The organism is Winogradskyella eckloniae (assembly GCF_013249045.1).
In the GTDB taxonomy this organism is placed as follows: Bacteria; Bacteroidota; Bacteroidia; order Flavobacteriales; family Flavobacteriaceae; genus Winogradskyella; species Winogradskyella eckloniae.
The window spans coordinates 80728-102483 of the sequence record NZ_JABRWP010000010.1 but is presented as its reverse complement, the minus strand read 5'-3'; the positions used below and the strand labels follow the sequence as shown (position 1 = coordinate 102483).

Below are 21756 nucleotides of genomic sequence, written 5' to 3'. Positions count from 1 at the left end.
TGTAGTTATTGAAGGTGAATGCCACATTCTCTATTAAGTAATGCTTTTATTGGATCGAAGTAGTAATTGTTTTTGGCCAATTGACGTTCTTCAATATATTGATCTAAATCTTCATTACTCCAATAGTAAAATGGACTGACTTTAAGAATGCCATCTTTACTATAACTTAAAATATCTTTCTTGTCTCTATATTCTGTTTGTCTAACTCTAATATTTGTAAACCATATGTCTGGATTTTGCTCCTTTAAAGCTCTCCTAAACGGTTCTAATTTTACGGCTTCCGAAAACACAGCATGATTATCATCTTCTAAACTTGGTAAACCTATAGTAGCATCAATCTCCTCTTTAGTATATAAACTTTGATACTTATGAATATTTAGATTATACTTTTCTATTAATTTTTCTGCATGCTCGTAAGTAGTCGGTTGATTATAAAGTGTATCACACCAAACTACGCGGATATCTTTATCGAGTTGAGACATTGTACTTAATAAAACAGAAGAATATATTCCAAAACTTGTGGTTACAATATAATTATCCGTAAGCTTTAAAGCCCATTCTGCAATTTCGACAGGTGTTTTATCCCTTAATTTCTTGTTCCAAACGTCTATATCAATGTCTATCATTATTTGATTATATATTTTCTAAAGTGCATTCCATAAGTACCAATCTTTAATGTGTTTGAATTCTGATGGCCTTATGTTATACTTTTAATGCGTTGCTATTAATTTACTATTCTTTAATTCCTATCGATTTAATAGGATAATACAAACATAAAACATTTATTTCAAAAAATCTTATAAAAATTTCGAAAAAATAAGCACTAAATATTAAGAATTTGTTAATTAGACAAGTCTGCCAAGGTTGTATTTCTAAAAATATCTAAAGTATTATCACGTACTTTTAGCATAAGTTTATTTACGGCGCATGCCTCTTCATCTAGGCAATCATCGCATTTTTCATAAAAATTTAAACTCACACAAGGCACCATTGCAATAGGACCTTCTAATAACCTCATTACAGTTGTCATAGGAATGTCTTTGGGATCTTTTAATAAGTAATAACCTCCTCCTTTTCCTTTTTTTGATCCTAACAATCCATTCTTTCTTAAAGACAATAAAATACTTTCTAAAAATTTACGCGAGATATTTTCTGATTTAGAAATAACAGAAATTTGCACAGGCATTCTATCTTCTTGCTTCGCCAAATACACTAAGGCCTTTATTCCGTATTTTGTCTTTTTTGATAACATATTGCGAATGTAAGTAGTTTATAAAGTGAAATACTAATTTACGGTATGTGATTTATTTAATTCATAAAATGTTGCCTGTACATAGTCATCATCATTACCAGTGTTGTTGGCTTGATACAGACCTGCTTTAAAATACATGTACTGTCCGCCTACATTAAAACCACTGTTTACCATATCAATAGTTTTTATAACATCAGCCTTACCTTCTCTTTTTATGGTACACGTTAAACTATCACCTATAACTTTTATTGTGTAACTAAATACTTCATTTAATGCAATACCATCTTCTGGATTAGCAATATTATTACTCCTAGAGCCTATCATTTCATGCCATTGCTCATCGCCATTGCCATCTGTAGGTTCGTGCGCAAAATATATGGACCCTAATGTATTATTCGGTAACTTTCTATAATATAATCTAATGGGCTCATCATCATTGGCATGTATTTGACCAATAATGACACGTCCAACATGACTATTACTTCCTGTTGTAGTAACATGATTTACGGCTAGTGTAGCGTTCATTTCACCATCGTAAGCGGCAGCTGCATTAATATCTGCAGCAGGTGCTGTACCAAAAACCCAGTTGTTTCCATTAACACCTTGTGTACCTATACTTGTATTTGTTCCTCTTAACATCTCACGTAATTCTACTCTGGTATAACTGGTGTTTGTAGATGTGGTAAACCCAGCCACAGGACATTTAAAAACCATACCACCATCCGCAGCTGTATAGAAGTATGCACTGTTTTGATAGCCTTGATTTATTTCACTAACTGTAATAGTCGATGCGGTTCCGTTTCCTTGATCATCTGGTATACTTAACTTCCATGTTGATAAATCAAAATTTTCTGAAGGTGCCAGATTAGGATTTAAACCAGAGCTTTCTGCTCCTGCAGCTTGAGAAATAGTTAGGGCTCTAGAAATGCTTCCACCTATAACACTTACCACACCTGTTCTAATAGTTGCTGTTTCATTAGGTTGTACTGTTATATATAATGTACCACTATTTTCACCACTAGATGGAGACACCGAAATCCAATCTGCAGTGGTACTTGCACTCCAATCTAAATTCGAAACTACAGATACATATTGTGTTTGTTCGTTAGCCGAGAACTCTGTAATTGCTGACATTGTTAAATTTTCATGCTGTTCTACTTCATCAGAATCTTTAGAACTACAATTACACAAAACCATAAAAAACACCAAGATGTAGAGACGTGTTAAAACTTTCATTTATTTATTCTTTTAATTATATACTGTTATTCTTCAAGAAAACACCTTTCGCGTTTTCAATTGAGCCTTTGCATTAAATATAAAAACTTTGAGTTGAGAGATTTATAAGGCTTCGCTCAAAAGTAGTAAAAATCAGGCATAAATAATTAATGTTGTTAAATCATAAAAAAAACTGAAATGAATTTAAAGTTCATTTAATTTTTCTACTTTTGTGGTATCAAAACATTTTAGAGGAAAAATTTGATCTGATTGCAACCTCTGACGTTGAAAAATTCAACTGAAACAAAAAATGCTAAAGCAGTAAAGTTTAGAACTTCTCTAGCAAATTTGCAATCTTATTTTTTTTCAACGACTCTAACCTAAAAATAGGATTTATGGCATATTTATTTACTTCAGAAAGTGTTTCTGAAGGACATCCAGACAAAGTAGCAGACCAAATTAGCGATGCATTAATCGATAACTTTTTAGCCTTTGATAAGGAATCAAAGGTGGCTTGTGAAACATTAGTAACTACAGGGCAAGTTGTATTAGCTGGTGAAGTAAAATCAAAAACGTACTTAGACGTTCAAAAAATAGCTAGAGATACAATTAATAAAATTGGCTATACTAAAAGTGAGTATATGTTTGATGGTAATTCTTGTGGTGTTTTTTCTGCTATACACGAGCAGTCTGAAGAGATTAATCGTGGTGTAGATAGAGCAACAAAAGAAGAACAAGGTGCAGGTGACCAAGGTATGATGTTTGGTTATGCGACCAACGAAACCGACAACTATATGCCGCTTGCATTAGATTTGTCACATAGAATTTTAATTGAACTTGCTGAATTACGTCGCGAAAATAAGGACATAACTTATTTAAGACCAGATTCTAAAAGCCAAGTGACCATTGAATATAGCGATGATAACACACCTCAACGCATAGATGCTATTGTAGTTTCTACCCAACATGATGAATTTGACGAAGACGAAGCAATGCTATCTAAAATTAGAACGGATATTATAGACGTCTTAATTCCTAGAGTTGTAGCGAAGTTACCAGAGCATATAAAGCCCTTATTTAATAGCGATATTACATACCATATTAATCCTACAGGGAAATTTGTAATTGGTGGTCCTCATGGTGACACTGGTTTAACAGGTAGAAAAATTATTGTAGATACGTATGGTGGTAAAGGCGCTCATGGTGGTGGTGCATTTTCAGGTAAAGATCCAAGTAAAGTAGATCGAAGTGCCGCTTATGCTACTAGACATATTGCAAAAAACCTAGTTGCAGCAGGCTTGTGTGAAGAAGTATTAGTGCAAGTTTCTTATGCTATAGGTGTTGTAGAACCAATGGGAATTTTTATTGAAACTTATGGTACTTGCCCATTTAATTTAACGGATGGCGAAATTGCTAAGAAAGTAGAACAACTTTTTGATATGAGACCAGCAGCAATTGAAGAGCGCTTAAAATTACGTCAACCCATGTATAGCGAAACAGCCGCATATGGCCATATGGGAAGACAAAATGAAATTGTTAGTAAATCTTTTCAGCAACCAAATGGTGAAACCATTGACTTAGACGTTGAATTATTCACTTGGGAAAAACTAGACTATGTAGATAAAGTAAAAAAGGCTTTTAACTTATAAGAGCTATCTCATTCATTCAAAAAAAAACACCCTAACATAAATTTAGTTAGGGTGTTTTTTTATTTATGGTTATCCTATTACATTTTTAAATAGGTGATAAATGAAAACGCGTAAGCATGTTTTTCGTCGGCTTCATGCGTTGTTCTGTTTACTTCTTTCCACTTTGTTTTATCAATGTCTGGAAAAAAAGTATCTGCATTTTCAAAAACAGAATGCACCCTTGTTATTTCAATTTTATCAGCAATAGACATTGCTTGTTTGTAAATCTCACCGCCTCCTATTATAAAAGGTTGCGTATCAAATCTAGCAGCATCTAGAGCATCTTCTAAAGAGTTAACCGTAATGATTCCATCAGGCACCTGATAATCTTTCTGTCTAGTGATAACAATATGAGTTCTATTTGGCAAAGGTTTTGGGAAACTTTCAAACGTTTTACGCCCCATAATAATATGATGTCCATTAGTCAACGCCTTAAAGTGTTTCAGATCATCACTTAAATGCCAAATTAACTTATTGTCTTTACCTATGGCATTATTTTCTCCTGCTGCTACAATAATCGTCAACTCAGAAGTCTTTTTTTTTTCCGAACTCACAACATCAGCCTTACTTTCATTATACGCTTGGGTCTGCGCCATTTTCGTTTCCTCTTTTAAAAAGTTTTGCTTTAACTTTTCAATTCTATTTTGTTGTTGATTTACGAGTTTATCAAGCTGCTGTTTTTCCCAAGCCTTGCCCATAAATTTATTAGTAATAAAAACACTTACAAAATGATATATCAGTAAAAACAACCAACCGATAATTGCAAACACAAACCAATTGATACCAGCAATTTTTAAATTTTTACCAATTCCTAAAACGGTTTCAGATAAGATTAATAATACTGAACCGATTAAAAAAATAACAAAATGAATATATAGACGCTTCTTTTGCTTAATTCGCTTTTGAGCATTTTCTATAAGCTCTAACTGGTCTTTATCTATAGTAGAAATTTGTTTTTTCTTTCCAAACATAACTGTTATTTAATAGTATAAATATACCTTTTTTTTAACTTTTTTTCAGTTGTAATACACAGAGTTAAAAATATTTTCAATTTCGAAATCGATATCGCTGAAAATCAAGCACAAAGAATCGCTCAAAGCAATTACTAATACATTAAAATATATGTTTATTTATTACTTACTTAGACAAAAACCAAACATAATACTGCGAAATTCATAATTCTTTAGTTTTTAGTGGCTTAATCAAATAAACGTGTGCGTTTGTTTTATACTTTTGCATCGTTATTAAATTATTTATTATGGCAATTAAAAAGCAGTATTTAAAAAGTAAACCAGTTTGTAAGGTAACATTTTCTGTACCTGCAGAGGAGGCGAAAAGTGTAGTTGTATTAGGAACCTTCAATGAATGGAACACTAAAAAAGCTACAAAATTAAAAAAATTAAAGAACGGAACTTTCAAAGGCACTGTTGATTTAGAGAAAGACAATTCTTATGAATTTAAATATCTCGTTGATGGTAAAATTTACCAAAACGATGAGCAAGCAGATTCTTATGCTTGGAATGATTTTGCTGGAGCAGAGAACAGCGTTATTAATTTATAAGAAAAAGTTCTTACATTAAGACATTTACAAAGCGTCTCAATTAATTTTTGAGATGCTTTTTTGTTTTCTAATCAAAGGTATACTGTCATTAATGCACTAAAAGGTGTTTTAACGGGTTGTCCGTTGGTAGTGCCTACCGTTTTAAATTTAGGCATCCTTTTTATAAGTTGAATTACATCCATGGCAACCGCCTTATGGTGTGCTTTAACATTAATCTCTTCCGTTTTTCCTTTCTCATTTATAATAAAATCGACTTGAAACTGAGTTTCTTTTGCCGTAGGAAACGCTTTATCAGCTAACTCATAATTAAAGCTAACTTTTATATAATTTATAATTTTTTCTGTAGTGCATTTTTTGGTTTCTTCAAAGCTTAAATTTTTGTCGCAACCTCTGTAAACAGGATATGTTTTTTCTTCTATTTTTACGTTGCCCATTGTACCTTGCCTTAGCAATGACGTTTTAGTTGAAATAGAATCAAATTTATATTGATCAACGGCCTTTCCTTGCCAACTAATAAGGACGCAAGACAATACAACAAAACTTATAAGAAATATTTTCATGCAGTATATCTAAACGGCGACCTTACCTTTAATATGTGGATGCGGATTATAATCTACTAAGGTAAAATCTTCGAATTTAAAGTCGAAAATATCTTTTACTTCAGGATTTAAAATCATTTTCGGCAATGGTCTTGGAGCTCTAGATATTTGCAATTCTAATTGCTCTCGATGATTGTTATAAATATGCGCATCACCAAATGTGTGAATAAAATCACCAGCTTCGTAACCACAAACTTGCGCCATCATCATGGTAAATAATGCATAAGACCCAATATTAAAAGGCACTCCTAAGAAGATATCTGCACTACGCTGATACAATTGACACGATAATTTCCCGTCTGCTACATAAAATTGAAAGAATGCATGACATGGAGGCAATGCCGCTTTTCCGTTGGCTACATTTTCTGAAAATGACTTTGAAGTATCTGGTAAAACAGAAGGATTCCATGCCGAAACCAACATTCTACGACTGTTTGGATTATTTTGTAAAGTTGCAATAACCTCTTTTATTTGGTCAATTTCTTCACTCGCCCAATTACGCCATTGATGACCATAAACTGGTCCTAAATCGCCATTTTCATCAGCCCATTCATTCCAAATTCTCACACCATTTTCGGTTAAATATTTGGTATTGGTATCCCCTTTTAAAAACCAAAGCAATTCATAGATTATAGATTTTAGATGCAACTTTTTAGTCGTTACCATTGGGAAACCTTCGCTTAAATCAAAACGCATTTGGTAACCAAAAACACTTTTCGTTCCTGTTCCTGTTCTATCACCTTTGTCGTTGCCTTCGGCTAGGACGTGTTTTACTAAGTCGTGGTATTGTTTCATAAGCCCATCTTCCGTCTTCCCAATGGGAAGAAACTTTCAAAATAATTAAGAATATATTTAGGAAACGAATTTAATTAAAATGCATTAAAATAATTCTTAATACTGATAGTCAGATATCAAAAGTTATTAACGAATTGCGTAGCTATTCTCAATATTGAATTTTCCTCTCTGGGGAAATGTCCGCAGGACAAAGGGGCTGTTTTCTACCCAATTATCATACCTGCAATTGTAGCAGACACCAATGACGCTAAAGTACCACCAACTAATGCTTTCATTCCAAATTTAGATAATTGTTTACGTTGACCTGGAGCTAAAGAACCTATACCTCCTATTTGTATACCTATTGAAGCAAAATTGGCAAAACCACACAACATATAAGTTGCCATGATTATTGATTTTTCGTACGTTAAATGCGTAGCACTCGCTGCATTCTTTAAATCTGCTAATTGTATATAACCTATAAATTCACTAGCAGCTAATTTAATTCCAAGCAGTTGCCCCATTAAAGCCATATCTTCTTTGGCGACACCAATTAACCACATTAATGGTGCAAATACATAGCCTAAAATAAATTCTAAAGACAAGCCATCATATGGTGTGTTTTCTGCTATAATTTCATTGAGCGAGGTAAAATGCCAATGTATATTCCAACTTTCAATAATAATACCATCAAAGCCTGCAATACCTCCGAGTATACCATTTACCATGGCTATAATTGCTACAAACACCAATAGCATTGCGCCTACATTTACAGCTAATTTTAAGCCCTCTGTGGTACCGTTTGCAATGGCTTCCAATATATTAGATCCTATCTTTTCTTGAGACACCGTAACATCTGTATTGACAGCTTCTGTTTGTGGAAATAATATTTTTGAAATAACTATTGCTCCTGGTGCAGCCATTACTGATGCCGCCAATAAGTGCTTAGCATAAAACAACTGTAAAGCTTCATCTTCACCTCCTAAAAATCCAATATAAGCCGCTAAAACAGCACCTGCCACTGTGGCCATTCCACCTATCATAACTAATAGAATCTCAGACTTATTCATTTTCTCTAAATACGCTTTTATAAGCAGTGGCGCTTCAGTCTGACCTAAGAAAATATTACCTGCAACACTTAAACTTTCAGCTCCTGAAATCCCTAAAATTTTAGATAACAACCAGCCCATTCCTTTTACAATTTTCTGAATTAGTCCTAAATAAAATAGCACTGATGTAAAGGCAGAGAAAAATATAATGGTTGGTAATACTTGAAACGCAAATATGTATCCAAAAGAGTTGACATCTAACATGCCACCAAACAAAAATTCACTACCAGCTTGAGTAAATCCTAGAATAGCAATAAAACCTTGACCAACAAATTCAAATGCCGATTTAACGACATCCACTTTTAGAACACCTACTGCAATAATGAGTTGAAATAATAATCCAATTCCAACTGTTTTCCAATTAACTGCTCGTCGGTTACTACTGAATAAAAATGCGATAAAAATCAAGGTTACCATGCCTAAAGCGCCTCGCCATAAACTTGTAAAAGAAAAGCCTTGATTAGGTATTATGGTGTCTTCCACAATGGTTTCATCAGTTGATTCGATCGCTTTTTTTGAGATAAGATTAAATCGCATCTCACGCCCAGAAAAGACCAAAGTAGAATCCGTTAATTCTGTTATTTTATACCTTTTAATTGAGTTTAATGAGTCATTATGATATAGGACCAATAAATTATTCTGGTACATATAATCACCTTTTAAACTGGTATTAGTGTCTGAAGAAAAGTTAAATTCTCCATTATTAAATTCTAAGATTTTATATGCACTTCCAGATTCGGTAGATTCCCATGTTTTTTCAAGTTCTTGAGCTGTAATTGAGGTTAATCCAATGAAGATTGCAAGAAGGGCCTTGAAAAAATAATTCATAAAATGTAATATTGGTTAGCGTTTAGATATTTCGTCTCTAATTTTGGCTGCTGTTTCATAATCTTCATTATTTACAGCCTCATCTAATAGTGCATTGAGCTCATCTAAAGAGGTGTTTTTATAGCCATCTTGCTCTAAGGAAGCGGCTTCAATTTCTTCGACAATGAGGTCGTCAACAAGTATACTATCTTGTTCTTCATCATCCTTTTTAGGATTAACTTTAAGATATATACCAGCTTTATCTAAAATGTTTTTATAGGTAAATATTGGTGCTTGAAAACGCAGTGCTAAAGCTATAGCATCACTCGTTCTGGCATCAATAATTTCTTCAATTTTATCGCGTTCACAAATTAAGCTAGAGTAAAATACACCATCAACTAATTTATGAATGATGACTTGTTTTACGACAATGTCAAATCGATCTGCGAAGTTTTTAAATAAATCATGTGTTAGTGGACGTGGCGGACGAATTTCTTTTTCTAAAGCAATAGCGATAGATTGGGCTTCAAAAGCACCAATAACTATTGGCAACTTTCGATCTCCATCAACTTCATTAAGTATTAAAGCGTAGGCACCATTTTGGGTTTGACTGTAAGAAATGCCTTTTATATTTAATCGAACTAAACTCATAATTTATAAAACACAAAGAACCGTTTAAATTTGGACTTTACCAACTGTAAATTACAGATTTGGTTAATTTCTTCTATACTTTCGATAAAAGGTTAGTATAGAAGAAATTTCTAAATTTAAACAGTCCTTATTGTTACTTAATCCATACGAAATGGACTATGTATTGAAGTTTAAAGGTAATAAAATTATGCATTTGCAGCTTTAAAAGCCTTTAATTTTTCAATTAATTTTGGTACAACCTCAAATGCATCTCCTACAACACCATAATCTGCAGCCTTAAAGAAAGGTGCTTCTGGATCTGTATTTATAACCACTTTTACTTTTGAAGAATTAATACCTGCTAAATGCTGAATAGCTCCAGAAATACCAATGGCAATATATAAATTTGATGCCACAGGCTTACCTGTTTGCCCAACGTGTTCGCTATGTGGTCGCCATCCTAAATCTGAAACTGGCTTAGAACATGCCGTTGCTGCACCTAATACCTCAGCTAATTCTTCAATCATTCCCCAATTCTCTGGTCCTTTAAGTCCTCTTCCTCCTGAAACAACAACTTCTGCATCTGCAATACTTACTTTATCTGTTGCTTTATCTACTGACACAACAGAAACACCAGAATCTGGAATTGCTGGACTAAAATCTTCGACAATAGCGCTACCTGAAACCTCTACTATTCCAAAAGAATTATTAGATAATCCAACAAGCTTTACATCTGTTGTTATTTCAGAATTAGAAAATGCTTTATTTGTAAACGCTGTATGCTTTACCGTAAAAGGAGACGTACTTGATGGTGCGGCTACCACATTAGAAACATATCCTGCTTCTAAACCAACCGCTAATAATGGTGCTAAATATTTACTATCTGCACTAGAACTTACTATAATAACTTTTGCATCTTCGTTTTTTGCCGCTTCTGCTATGGTCGCTGCATATTTCTTCGCATCAAAAGATTTTAAACTGTCGTCTTTCACTAGAAGTACTTTTGAAGCGCCATAATTTCCAAGCGATTCTGCTTCTTCTGCATTTATTACAACAGCTGTTACGGATCCACCCATTTGGTCTGCTACAGCTTTAGCATAAGAGACAACTTCTAAAGCTGTTTTTTTTAATTTTCCGTTTTCGGATTCTGTATATACTAGAATTGACATAAATTTTATTTATAAATTTTCTTGAATCTCTATCAAGAACATATTAATACTTTCTTTAATGTTTTAAGATTCCGAAACCAGTTCGGAAAAAAATAATTCCACTAAATCACTTTAGCTTCGTTATGTAGTAAGCTGACTAATTCATCTATATTATCAGCATCAACAAGTTTTACCGCACCTTTAGGAGCTGGTTTTTCAAAACTTACGGCTTTTGTACCAGCATGAGCCTCTACTGCGTCTACTACTGTTAATGGCTTTTTACGTGCCATCATAATACCTCTCATGTTTGGTATACGTAAATCACTTTCTTCTACTAAGCCTTTTTGACCTCCAATAACTAAAGGCAAAGCAGAACTTACTGTTTCTTTTCCGCCATCAATTTCTCTAACAGCCGTGATCGTCGTTCCTTCAACTTCTAAACCAATACAATTGGCTATAAAATTTGCTCCAATCATGCCAGCTAACATGCCTGGGACCATTGCTCCGTTATAATCTATAGATTCTCTGCCAGCTATAACCAAATCATAACTACCGTCATTTACAACCTTTGCTAATTGTTTTGCCACCGCATAACCATCTGTTGCAGGTGCATTCACTCTAATGGCAGCATCTGCTCCTATCGCTAATGCTTTTCTTAAGGTTGGTTCAGTTTCTGGGCCACCTACATTTACAACATCTACACTTGCACCTTGCTTTTCTTTGAACCACATGGCACGTGTAAGACCAAATTCGTCATTAGGGTTGATTACAAATTGCACTCCATTAGTGTCAAATTTTGAATCGCTTTCTGTAAAATTAATCTTTGAGGTTGTATCTGGCACGTGGCTAATACATACTAATATTTTCATATAAAAATGATTTATTTAAACGTCTACTTATTCAGGACGAAGATAAATATAAATATTGAAATTTTACTATGCGTGCATAATAAAATTTTCAAAATGTCAGTATTACGGGATTAAACTGTCAATTTTTCAAAAATTTGAAGATTTTTTGTCGATTATCTACATCTATTACATTAATGAAATATAACCCTGTTGATAGATTTGAAATATTTACGCTGTTTTCCTCAAACTTTTCAGCTGTCAATATGTGTTGACCTGAAATATCATAAATGCGAATACTAAAAAGTTGATCATTGAGATGACTAGATTGTAAATACGGATTATTCTTAATTTGAAAAAGTTCTATATCATCTAAATCGTTTTCAGTTATCGAAAGATTATTTTCTTGTAACACTACCAAATCTGAAGAAAACACCGCTGTCTCTCTATTCAATATTAAATTACCTGTATCGACTTCTGTATAAATTGATAAACCACCAACATTCAAACCCTGACATTCAACACCTAGAATTTGATATAATTTTTCTTCAAAACTATGACAAGATTCACTGGGACTAGATTCTGAAATAATACCTGGATTTGAGTACCATAGCTGCATTCCCGTTGAAAACCCTTTATAATCTACTGAAAAATAATTGCCACAAGGCGAAGTACTATCCGCAGTTTCAATATTCATAATATCTGTAACGGAATTATAGGAGAACTTAATATTAATATCTAAAGTCTCTGGCACAGTTGCTTCTGTATCCGAACAGTACTGACCAGTCTCAGGATTATCACTGCAAGTCTTTATGACTCTAAATGTTTTACCGTCTACTAAATTGATAATGTTATTATTAATAGCTCCAAAAGGATAATCATTTTCAATATATAGCACGTTTTGTGGTACAGTAAGATACACTTCATTAATTAAATCCTTATTTCCATGCACCACAGTATAATAATCTAAAAGTGCACCACTCGTATCAGGAAAAGTTTGATAAAAATCATAAATGGTATACTCGGCAAAAATATCAGTTACGTACTGTTCCGAAAATGTTAAAGAAATAGTGTCATCAGTATTATATGAAATAGTGGGAATATTAGTAGAATTTTCTATTTTCAGAATATCCGACTGCAAAGGACATAGAATTGTTTCTTGTCCCAAAACATAGTTAGAAACAATAACTAGCAAACATAGAAAAACGCAATTCTTATCAATCATGGAATTTTAATTATTTATTTATAAATAAATTTACAATTTTTTTCATTATTCGAAACACATTTAATGTTATTATATAAGCAATAATTATTATTTTTGCTATTCGAACAAAAAAATAAACATGAAGACAATTCAATTTAGAGAAGCTATTTGTGAAGCCATGAGCGAAGAAATGCGCAGAGATGAAAGTATTTATCTTATGGGTGAAGAAGTAGCAGAATATAATGGTGCGTACAAAGCATCAAAAGGTATGTTAGATGAGTTTGGTGCAAAACGTGTTATTGATACACCAATTGCTGAGCTTGGTTTTGCAGGTATCGCTATCGGATCTACAATGACAGGCAACCGTCCTATTGTAGAATATATGACTTTTAACTTCTCATTGGTTGGTATTGATCAAATTATAAACAACGCAGCAAAAATTAGACAAATGTCTGGTGGGCAATTTAAGTGCCCAATTGTTTTTAGAGGACCTACTGCTTCAGCAGGTCAATTAGGAGCTACACACTCACAGGCCTTTGAAAACTGGTTTGCTAACACACCTGGTTTAAAAGTTATAGTCCCTTCTAATCCTTATGATGCTAAAGGCTTATTAAAAGCGGCCATTAGAGATGACGATCCTGTTATTTTTATGGAGAGTGAGCAGATGTATGGTGATAAAGGTGAAGTACCAGAAGGCGAATATGTTGTTCCTATTGGTGTTGCAGACATTAAACGCGAAGGAACTGATGTTACTATTGTATCGTTTGGTAAAATTATAAAAGAAGCCTATAAAGCTGCTGATGAATTGGCTAAAGAAGGTATATCTTGTGAAATTTTAGATTTACGTACAGTACGTCCTTTAGATCGCAAAGCAATCTTAGAATCTGTAAAAAAAACCAATAGATTAGTTATTTTAGAAGAAGCGTGGCCTTTTGGAAACGTATCAACTGAAATCACTTATTTAGTGCAGTCTGAAGCCTTTGATTACCTAGACGCACCTATTGTAAAAATAAACACCGCAGATACACCTGCACCATATTCTCCTGTATTATTAGCAGAATGGTTACCTAATAGCGAAGACGTTATTAAAGCAGTAAAAAAAGTGATGTACAAATAAATTGCAGAATTCTGCGTTTTATAAACTTCATTAACAACCCTAAGCAATTAAATTAGCATGGTTGTTGATGAAGTTTATTTTTTATTATGAAATTGAAACTACTTTTTATTTTTTTTGGACTCAGTCTTTTCTCTGCCTTTGGGCAAACAAAAGTAAGCGGTCATGTCATTGATGAGGGCAACACTCCTATTCCTTTTGCCAATGTTATGTTTAAAGGGTCTACAATAGGAACCATTACTAATGAAGATGGTAAATTTTATTTAGAATCTGAAGAAAACTGGGAAACCGTAGTGATATCATTTGTTGGTTTTAAAACCATCGAAATTCCGTTAACAAAAAGGATTAATTACGAGCTAAAGTTTACGCTAATAGAAGAAGAATCTTCGTTAGATGAAGTTTTAATTGTAACTGGAAAACAATCTAAAAAAGCATCAGAAAATCCCGCAATACGAATTCTAAAGAAAATATGGGAACGTAAACGCGCAAATGGATTAAGTCAGTTTAAACAATACGAATACGATCAATACGAAAAAGTAGAGTTCGATCTCAATACTATTGATAGCGCTTTAATTAAAAGTAAGCTTTTTAAAGGGATGGAATTTGTTTTTGAAGAGGTAGACACTTCTAACGTTACCGGAAAAACCTACCTTCCTATTTTCTTAAATGAATCCGTAAAAAAAATCGCAGGAGATAATGTCATTAACAAAGAACGTGAAGACTTAATTGGAAATAAAAATTCTGGTTTCAGTAACAATCAGATAATTATTGATTTTATTGATGATCTCTATTCAGAATATAGTGTCTATGACAATTACTTAAAGTTTTTTGATAAGAGTTTTGTAAGCCCTTTAAGCAGAACAGGTGTACAAACCTATAATTATGTATTATCCGACAGTGCCTTTATAGATAACAGATGGTGTTATAATATTATATACTACCCAAGACGGAAAAACGAACTAACCTTTAAAGGCGATTTCTGGGTAAATGATTCTACATATGCAATTAAAGAAATCAATCTACAAGCTTCAAAAAGTGCCAATATCAATTGGGTAAAAGAAATCTATATAGAACAAGAATTTGATGTATTAAATGATTCATTATTTCTCATAAAACGCGATTATTTCTTGTCTGACTTTTCCATGAATAAAAAAGAGAAATCTCGAGGTATCTACGGAAAACGTACTACGATATATGACAATTATAAATTTGACCAGGAAAAAGATGAAAAATACTATGACAAGGTCGTCTATAATTATGAAGAAGACGTTTACAATAGAGAAGATGACTTTTGGGAAACAAATAGATTAGAAGAATTAAGTAAGGATGAGAAAGGCGTTTATAAAATGCTAGACACCCTAAAAACTGTAAAAAAATTCAAAAGAATGTATAACTTAGGAAGTATTTTAGCTTCAGGTTATATTGAATTCCCAAGTTTAAATCTCGATTATGGTCCAATTTTCTCAACCTTTGGCTATAACGAAGTAGAAGGTATTAGACTAAGAACAGGAGGAAGAACCTACTTTGGTCCTAACGATTTATGGCGAATAGAAGGTTTTTTAGCATATGGCTTTAAAGACGATAAATTTAAATACGGCATTTCAGGTAAATGGTTATTGAACAAGCGAAGCAGACTCACAATTTTTGGAGGAAATAGACGAGATGTAGAACAAATTGGAGCAAGCCTCACAAGTTCTACCGACGTTTTAGGCAGAAGTTTAGCATCGTCATCAATTATAGGGACAGGCTCTAATGACAAACTCACAAGCATTAGATTAACCAACCTAGGAATTTCCGTAGAACCAGCAAGAAATTTTGAAATACGGTTAGACGGAAGCTATAGACAACTTCGTTCTGCTTCACCAACCTTTAGTTTAGATTATAATGATATTGAATCAAATACTGGTATTTCTTCAGAAATAAACCAATTTGAATCGCGCTTATCCCTATCCTATTTCCCTAACCGAGAAATGACAGGATTTGGAGTAGAGCGCAGAGAAAAGAACAGTAATTTTGCACGATTATTTGCACAGATCAGTCGAGGTGATCGCAATTGGTTTAGTAGTGATTTTGATTATACCAAAGTTCAGTTTTCTTATATTCAACCATGGCAAATTGGAGGATTTGGCCGACTAACAACCTCTATAGAGGCTGGCAAAACCTTTGGTGATGTTCCACTTGCCTTACTTAATGTAGTACCAGGTAACCAAACCTATTTTTCTATATATAATACCTTTCCTCAGTTAGATTTTTATGAATTTGTAACGGACACCTATAGTTCCGTACATTTAGAACATAATTTTAATGGACGTATTTTCTCTCGAATTCCGTTCTTAAAAAAATATAACCTTAGAGCTATATTAGGCTTACGAGGTGTTTGGGGAGAATTATCAGATGATAACATAGCATTAAACACAACAGGCAATCCTGTTGAAATTCCTTTAATAGCACCAGACAGCAGAATGTATTACGAATACAGCTTTGGTGTTGCCAACATTTTTAAAGTATTGCGATTAGATTTTAACTTTAGAGGCAATTACTTAGACCATGTAGATGCCAGAAGATTTGGAATCACTGGTAGTTTTGGGTTTTATTTTTAGAATTAATTATGCCAGCCATTCCTTTGGCAAAAACACCACATTACGTTATATTTACACTCTAAATTAAAGTAAGAATTACGCAATTAAAAAAGGTATTCTTTTTGTAAATAATTAAATAAATTTAACATGTCTGAAACTCCAGAAATAACCTTTGATGTCTTAATTGAAATCCCTAAAGGAAGTCGAAATAAATACGAATACGATTTTACATTACATAAAATCCGTTTTGACCGTATGCTTTTCTCTTCTATGATGTATCCAGGTGATTACGGTTTTATACCTGAAACGTTAGCACTAGATAGTGATCCTTTAGATGTTTTAGTATTAGGTCATCAACCTACTTTTCCAATGGTCGTTATGGAAGTGCGTCCAATTGGCGTTTTTCATATGACCGATGAAAAAGGGCCAGATGAAAAAATAATCTGCGTGCCAGTATCAGATCCTATATGGAGTAATAATAAAGATATAAGTGACCTAAATCCACATCGATTAAAAGAAATTGAACACTTTTTTAGAGTTTACAAGGACTTAGAAAAAAAGAAAGTAGATGTAGGTGATTGGGGAAATGCAGAAGAGGCTGTACAAATTTATCAGGAATGTGTTAAGCGTTACGACGAAAGTGAACACAAAAAGAAACGTACATTCACTATTTAATAAAATTGCCGAAACTACATCGTTTTCGGAATTATAAATATTTACCCATTAAATTATCAAAAAAGCAATATCAAGTAATTGATATTGCTTTTTTCGTAAAATTTGATTCATTTTACTACTTTTGCCGAGCAAAAAACTAATCAAAATTTAAAAAACGTATGGAATCAATGATGATTTATATGCCAATAGCTTTGGCAGCTTTAGGTTTAATTTATATGATAATTAAACAAGCATGGGTAATGAAGCAAGATGCTGGGAACGGCAAAATGAAAGAGATTTCAGATCATATTTATGAAGGTGCTCTAGCCTTTTTAAATGCAGAATACAAATTACTAGGTATATTTGTTGTCATAGTAAGTATACTTCTTGCCATTGTGTCTTTTATAGTACCAACCACACATTGGTTAATCGTCATCGCATTTATATTCGGAGCTGTCTTTTCTGCCTTTGCTGGAAATATAGGTATGAAAATAGCAACCAAAACCAATGTTAGAACAACACAAGCTGCACGTACAAGTTTACCAAATGCACTAAAAATTTCTTTTGGAGGTGGTACAGTTATGGGACTAGGTGTTGCGGGTTTAGCCGTATTAGGATTAACTGTTTTCTTTATCGTTTTTTTCCATGTATTTATGGGTGGCGTTTGGACCAACACCATGGATATGACCATTGTATTAGAAACATTAGCTGGTTTTTCTTTAGGTGCAGAATCTATCGCTTTATTTGCTAGAGTTGGTGGTGGAATTTATACAAAAGCTGCCGATGTTGGAGCCGATTTAGTAGGTAAGGTTGAAGCAGGTATTCCAGAGGATGATCCTCGTAATCCTGCTACTATTGCAGATAACGTAGGTGATAATGTTGGTGATGTCGCTGGTATGGGAGCAGATTTATTTGGCTCTTATGTCGCAACTGTTTTAGCAGCTATGGTTTTAGGAAACTATGTTATAAAAGATATGGGAGGCGCAATCTCTGATGCATTTGGTGGTATTGGTCCTATCTTGTTACCTATGGCCATTGCTGGTGTAGGTATTATTATATCAATTATAGGCACAATGCTGGTAAAAATAAATAACAATGAGGCTAAAGAATCTCAAGTCATGGGAGCTTTAAATAAAGGTAACTGGACGTCTATTATTTTAGTTGCTCTAGCCTGTTTTGGGTTATGTAAATATATGTTACCAGAAACCATGCGTATGGAATTCTTTGGTGAAGGTTTAGTTGATATTTCTGCAATGCGCGTTTTCTACGCCACCTTAGTAGGTTTATTTGTTGGTGCTGTTATTTCATCTGTTACTGAGTACTACACAGGATTAGGGAAACGTCCTATTTTAAAAATTGTACAACAATCATCTACAGGTGCTGGTACTAATATAATTTCAGGATTAGCAACAGGAATGATTTCAACCTTCCCTTCTGTTCTCTTATTTGCAGGTGCAATTTGGGCATCTTATGCATTTGCAGGATTTTATGGAGTAGCATTAGCGGCCTCTGCCATGATGGCAACAACTGCAATGCAATTAGCTATTGATGCATTTGGACCAATATCTGATAATGCTGGAGGTATTGCAGAAATGAGTGAACAAGAACCAATAGTAAGAGAACGTACAGATATTTTAGATTCAGTTGGTAATACCACTGCAGCAACAGGAAAAGGCTTTGCCATTGCGTCTGCGGCATTAACATCTTTAGCCTTATTTGCTGCTTACGTAACTTTTACTGGTATTGACGGTATTAATATATTTAAAGCACCTGTTTTAGCAATGTTATTTGTTGGTGGAATGGTACCTGTCGTATTTTCTGCTTTAGCTATGAATGCCGTAGGAAAAGCAGCCATGGAAATGGTACATGAAGTACGTCGTCAGTTTAAAGACATTCCTGGAATTATGGAAGGTACTGGAAAACCAGAATATGACAAATGTGTTGCGATTTCTACTAAAGCATCTTTAAAAGAGATGATGTTACCTGGTTTATTAACTATTGGTTTCCCTTTAATTATCGCTTTTGTTCCAATGATTTTTGGAATGGATTCTTTAGCCATTGCAGAAATGTTAGGTGGCTATATGGCTGGTGTAACTGTTTCTGGTGTACTATGGGCAATTTTCCAAAACAATGCAGGTGGTGCTTGGGACAACGCAAAGAAATCTTTTGAAGCTGGAGTAGAAATCAATGGAGAAATGACCTATAAAGGTTCTGAAGCACATAAAGCTGCTGTAACTGGTGATACTGTTGGTGATCCTTTTAAAGATACTTCAGGGCCATCAATGAACATCTTAATTAAATTGACCTGTTTAATTGGTTTAGTGATTGCTCCTATTTTAGGAGGACACACTGAAGAAACTGGTTTAGCTAGCAATGAAGAAGACGTTTCTATAGAAATGACTATTGCTTCGCAAGATTTAGCAAAAGCTACTGTTGACTATTCCACGATTAAGAATGGAAAAAAGGTTGTAGAAACTATTATTTTTGAAGGTACAGAAGCCGAAGTAAAACAAGAATTAGCTGCTTTTGAAACATCTATAAACAATTCTGATGGCAAGACTAAAAGAACTATAGAAAGTGTTGATATTTCTAAATAATAGTAGTCAACATAATTATACTTTAATATAGAACCTCATAATAATTTTATGAGGTTCTTTTTTTGTTGTAAGAATTTAGACGCAACCATTTTGAGCTTTTCCAATCTATTGAATATAACCACAGATAATCAGCTATGAAATCAAACAAAGTTTTACTTACAATTCTTCTATTATTTTATCTTTCATTTAACTCTTGTGAAAAAGATGATGGAAATCCAGGAGGAGATCAATAGGAAATAATCCCAAATACATTTTCTGAATACTTTGGAAATACCATTTCAAGAGATTTTCTAGGCAACATCGTTGACACTAACAATAACCCAATTGAAGGTGTTACAATTACTATAGGCAATGACACAGCTATTACAGATAATAATGGTGTGTTTTTAATTAAAGATGCCAATGTAAAAGAACGTTTTGGTTACATCAAAGCAGATAAAATAGGCTATATTCATGGATCTCGCAGCATAATACCATCTAACGGAACGAATAAAGTTACAATTATGCTATTAGAGGCTAACATCGTTGGCACAGTAAATAGAGGTAATAGTGAAACTGTATCTTTAGCAAATGGAAGTTCGGTTAGCTTTGATGGCAATTTTATTGAAGAAGATGGCTCTGCTTACTTTGGATCGGTAGATATTATAATGCATCATTTAGACCCTGTAAATGAAGATATGACGATACAAATGCCTGGTATGTTATATGCTCAAAATGAAGAAGGTGCAGAACGTATGTTACAGACTCTTGGCATGCTGGCTGTAGAATTAAGAGGTTCTGGTGGAGAAGAATTAAATTTAGCAGAAGGCTCTACTTCTGAAATTAAAATACAGGTTGATGCCAGTTTAATGTCTATTGCACCTGCAACGATTCCATTATGGTATTTTGATGAAGTGAATGGCTATTGGAAAGAAGAAGGAGAAGCAACGTTGCAAGGCAATATGTATGTTGGCACTGTATCTCATTTCTCTTTTTGGAATTGGGATATTCCTGCTGAAACTATTGCGCTTTGTGTTACAACTACAGACATTGAAAACAACTTATTAAGGAACCTTGCTGTTACTATTACAAGTGCTACTTATGGTGCTCGTACAGGCTATATAAATAACCAAGGTGAGCTTTGCGGAATGGTACCTAGTGGAGAATCGTTAGAAATAGATATTTACAGTTATGATCCTTGTGATAATGAAACTTTATTTTCTGATATCATAGGGCCATTTAATTCAGATTCTAGTATCACAGTTACTTTACCAGAAAATGACGATATTGTTGTTGAATCTATTATCGGAAACTTTTACACCTGTAATGACAATATGGTAACTGATGGCTATGTACAATTGTTCTATGCAAATCAAACATTCACTAATACTGTTGATGATGGTACATTTGAAATTAATTTATTACGTTGTACTGATGATAATACATTCCAAATTAAAGGTAGTGATTTTTTAAATCTTCAAACCACGGATAATATCAACTATACGTTTACTACACCTTTAACTAATATTGGAACTATTAGTGCCTGTAATACTATCACAGAATTTATTCAATATAGAATTGACAATGAAGATTTGGTTTCTTTTACAGGTAATTTCACTGCTATTCTTGATGTAATTCCGTCAACTTCTTATCATATTCATCCAGAACTTAAAATTGCATATTATCCAGTTCAAGATAATGAAATTTGCTTTTTTATGTTTGGAGCTTTAAATGATTCAAATTATGAAGGGACTTATGACTTTTTAGATTGGTATAACACAAATGACAGAAGTGACACAGGTTTTACGCTTCGAGAGTGTTTAAACATGGCTTCTACAGACAATATTACATACAACCTAACTTCTCTTGGAGCTGTTGGTGAGTATATAGATATTAATTTCAGTGGAGATTTCGAAATTTTTGATGATACTCAACATACTATAAATGGTGTTGTACACGTTTTGAGAGATTATTAAAAATCTATAAAAAAATAAAAAAAGC

Annotated in this window: 18 protein-coding genes; 7 read left to right on the top strand and 11 right to left on the bottom strand. The window is 33.5% G+C overall.

Annotated features, from left to right (window positions below; translation table 11 throughout):
- Window positions 1-5: 5 nt before the first annotated feature.
- From HNV08_RS14780 to HNV08_RS14770, 3 genes are all read right to left on the bottom strand, one after another.
- The gene (locus HNV08_RS14780; RefSeq protein WP_173282131.1) at window positions 6-626 is read right to left on the bottom strand and encodes a phosphoadenosine phosphosulfate reductase domain-containing protein; all 621 of its coding nucleotides are present in this window, start codon (window positions 624-626) and stop codon (window positions 6-8) included.
- 215 nt (window positions 627-841) lie between these two features.
- Window positions 842-1252 (bottom strand): RrF2 family transcriptional regulator, encoded by a 411-nt coding sequence (locus HNV08_RS14775; RefSeq protein ID WP_173282130.1) that lies wholly within the window; start codon window positions 1250-1252, stop codon window positions 842-844.
- Window positions 1253-1285: 33 nt separating this feature from the next.
- Window positions 1286-2488 carry a polysaccharide lyase family 7 protein gene (locus HNV08_RS14770; protein WP_173282129.1) on the bottom strand — a complete coding sequence of 401 codons (1203 nt, stop codon included), beginning with the start codon at window positions 2486-2488 and terminating at the stop codon, window positions 1286-1288.
- A gap of 374 nt (window positions 2489-2862) precedes the next feature.
- On the opposite strand from HNV08_RS14770, the gene metK reads away from it, so the two are divergent.
- Window positions 2863-4116 (top strand): methionine adenosyltransferase, encoded by a 1254-nt coding sequence (gene metK / locus HNV08_RS14765; protein ID WP_173282128.1) that lies wholly within the window; start codon window positions 2863-2865, stop codon window positions 4114-4116.
- Window positions 4117-4193: 77 nt separating this feature from the next.
- Here metK and HNV08_RS14760 read toward each other — a convergent pair whose 3' ends face one another.
- A complete protein-coding gene (locus HNV08_RS14760; protein WP_173282127.1) occupies window positions 4194-5126 on the bottom strand; it encodes a dihydrofolate reductase in 933 nt (310 codons plus the stop codon).
- A 287-nt stretch (window positions 5127-5413) separates the two neighbouring features.
- On the opposite strand from HNV08_RS14760, the gene HNV08_RS14755 reads away from it, so the two are divergent.
- Window positions 5414-5716: an isoamylase early set domain-containing protein gene (locus HNV08_RS14755; protein WP_173282126.1), complete on the top strand. Its 303-nt coding sequence runs from the start codon at window positions 5414-5416 to the stop codon at window positions 5714-5716.
- A 71-nt stretch (window positions 5717-5787) separates the two neighbouring features.
- Here HNV08_RS14755 and HNV08_RS14750 read toward each other — a convergent pair whose 3' ends face one another.
- The 7 genes from HNV08_RS14750 to HNV08_RS14720 form a co-directional block, all read right to left on the bottom strand.
- Window positions 5788-6276, bottom strand: coding sequence for a hypothetical protein (locus tag HNV08_RS14750; RefSeq protein ID WP_173282125.1), 489 nt, complete (start codon window positions 6274-6276; stop codon window positions 5788-5790).
- A gap of 9 nt (window positions 6277-6285) precedes the next feature.
- Window positions 6286-7110 (bottom strand): thymidylate synthase, encoded by an 825-nt coding sequence (locus HNV08_RS14745; RefSeq protein WP_173282124.1) that lies wholly within the window; start codon window positions 7108-7110, stop codon window positions 6286-6288.
- A 203-nt stretch (window positions 7111-7313) separates the two neighbouring features.
- Complete coding sequence (locus tag HNV08_RS14740) at window positions 7314-9026, bottom strand: nucleoside transporter C-terminal domain-containing protein (RefSeq protein ID WP_173282123.1); 1713 nt, start codon at window positions 9024-9026, stop codon at window positions 7314-7316.
- A 15-nt stretch (window positions 9027-9041) separates the two neighbouring features.
- Window positions 9042-9656, bottom strand: coding sequence for a bifunctional nuclease family protein (locus tag HNV08_RS14735; protein ID WP_173282122.1), 615 nt, complete (start codon window positions 9654-9656; stop codon window positions 9042-9044).
- 185 nt (window positions 9657-9841) lie between these two features.
- Entirely contained in the window at window positions 9842-10804 is a 963-nt protein-coding gene (locus tag HNV08_RS14730) for an electron transfer flavoprotein subunit alpha/FixB family protein (protein WP_173282121.1), read from the bottom strand.
- Between the two features lie 101 nt (window positions 10805-10905).
- Window positions 10906-11652 (bottom strand): electron transfer flavoprotein subunit beta/FixA family protein, encoded by a 747-nt coding sequence (locus HNV08_RS14725; protein ID WP_173282120.1) that lies wholly within the window; start codon window positions 11650-11652, stop codon window positions 10906-10908.
- A gap of 118 nt (window positions 11653-11770) precedes the next feature.
- On the bottom strand, window positions 11771-12796 hold the full coding sequence (locus HNV08_RS14720) for a T9SS type A sorting domain-containing protein (protein WP_173282119.1): 1026 nt from the start codon (window positions 12794-12796) through the stop codon (window positions 11771-11773).
- Between the two features lie 175 nt (window positions 12797-12971).
- Between HNV08_RS14720 and HNV08_RS14715 the strand changes: the two genes are divergently transcribed.
- From HNV08_RS14715 to HNV08_RS14695, 5 genes are all read left to right on the top strand, one after another.
- On the top strand, window positions 12972-13949 hold the full coding sequence (locus HNV08_RS14715) for a pyruvate dehydrogenase complex E1 component subunit beta (protein ID WP_173282118.1): 978 nt from the start codon (window positions 12972-12974) through the stop codon (window positions 13947-13949).
- 86 nt (window positions 13950-14035) lie between these two features.
- Complete coding sequence (locus tag HNV08_RS14710) at window positions 14036-16546, top strand: DUF5686 and carboxypeptidase-like regulatory domain-containing protein (RefSeq protein ID WP_173282117.1); 2511 nt, start codon at window positions 14036-14038, stop codon at window positions 16544-16546.
- 126 nt (window positions 16547-16672) lie between these two features.
- The gene (locus tag HNV08_RS14705) at window positions 16673-17200 is read left to right on the top strand and encodes an inorganic diphosphatase (protein WP_173282116.1); all 528 of its coding nucleotides are present in this window, start codon (window positions 16673-16675) and stop codon (window positions 17198-17200) included.
- A 158-nt stretch (window positions 17201-17358) separates the two neighbouring features.
- Entirely contained in the window at window positions 17359-19776 is a 2418-nt protein-coding gene (locus tag HNV08_RS14700; RefSeq protein WP_173282115.1) for a sodium-translocating pyrophosphatase, read from the top strand.
- Between the two features lie 380 nt (window positions 19777-20156).
- On the top strand, window positions 20157-21731 hold the full coding sequence (locus tag HNV08_RS14695; protein ID WP_173282114.1) for a hypothetical protein: 1575 nt from the start codon (window positions 20157-20159) through the stop codon (window positions 21729-21731).
- Window positions 21732-21756: the final 25 nt, after the last annotated feature.

What these genes read in the sequence shown, in the direction of transcription:
- HNV08_RS14780 (WP_173282131.1), bottom strand. Translation starts at nt 626, where the DNA reads ATGATAGACATTGATATAGACGTTTGGAACAAGAAATTAAGGGATAAA.
- HNV08_RS14700 (WP_173282115.1), top strand. Translation starts at nt 17,359, where the DNA reads ATGGAATCAATGATGATTTATATGCCAATAGCTTTGGCAGCTTTAGGT.
- HNV08_RS14725 (WP_173282120.1), bottom strand. Translation starts at nt 11,652, where the DNA reads ATGAAAATATTAGTATGTATTAGCCACGTGCCAGATACAACCTCAAAG.
- HNV08_RS14755 (WP_173282126.1), top strand. Translation starts at nt 5,414, where the DNA reads ATGGCAATTAAAAAGCAGTATTTAAAAAGTAAACCAGTTTGTAAGGTA.
- HNV08_RS14745 (WP_173282124.1), bottom strand. Translation starts at nt 7,110, where the DNA reads ATGAAACAATACCACGACTTAGTAAAACACGTCCTAGCCGAAGGCAAC.
- HNV08_RS14705 (WP_173282116.1), top strand. Translation starts at nt 16,673, where the DNA reads ATGTCTGAAACTCCAGAAATAACCTTTGATGTCTTAATTGAAATCCCT.
- HNV08_RS14770 (WP_173282129.1), bottom strand. Translation starts at nt 2,488, where the DNA reads ATGAAAGTTTTAACACGTCTCTACATCTTGGTGTTTTTTATGGTTTTG.
- HNV08_RS14715 (WP_173282118.1), top strand. Translation starts at nt 12,972, where the DNA reads ATGAAGACAATTCAATTTAGAGAAGCTATTTGTGAAGCCATGAGCGAA.
- HNV08_RS14760 (WP_173282127.1), bottom strand. Translation starts at nt 5,126, where the DNA reads ATGTTTGGAAAGAAAAAACAAATTTCTACTATAGATAAAGACCAGTTA.
- metK (WP_173282128.1), top strand. Translation starts at nt 2,863, where the DNA reads ATGGCATATTTATTTACTTCAGAAAGTGTTTCTGAAGGACATCCAGAC.
- HNV08_RS14775 (WP_173282130.1), bottom strand. Translation starts at nt 1,252, where the DNA reads ATGTTATCAAAAAAGACAAAATACGGAATAAAGGCCTTAGTGTATTTG.
- HNV08_RS14735 (WP_173282122.1), bottom strand. Translation starts at nt 9,656, where the DNA reads ATGAGTTTAGTTCGATTAAATATAAAAGGCATTTCTTACAGTCAAACC.
- HNV08_RS14750 (WP_173282125.1), bottom strand. Translation starts at nt 6,276, where the DNA reads ATGAAAATATTTCTTATAAGTTTTGTTGTATTGTCTTGCGTCCTTATT.
- HNV08_RS14740 (WP_173282123.1), bottom strand. Translation starts at nt 9,026, where the DNA reads ATGAATTATTTTTTCAAGGCCCTTCTTGCAATCTTCATTGGATTAACC.
- HNV08_RS14730 (WP_173282121.1), bottom strand. Translation starts at nt 10,804, where the DNA reads ATGTCAATTCTAGTATATACAGAATCCGAAAACGGAAAATTAAAAAAA.
- HNV08_RS14710 (WP_173282117.1), top strand. Translation starts at nt 14,036, where the DNA reads ATGAAATTGAAACTACTTTTTATTTTTTTTGGACTCAGTCTTTTCTCT.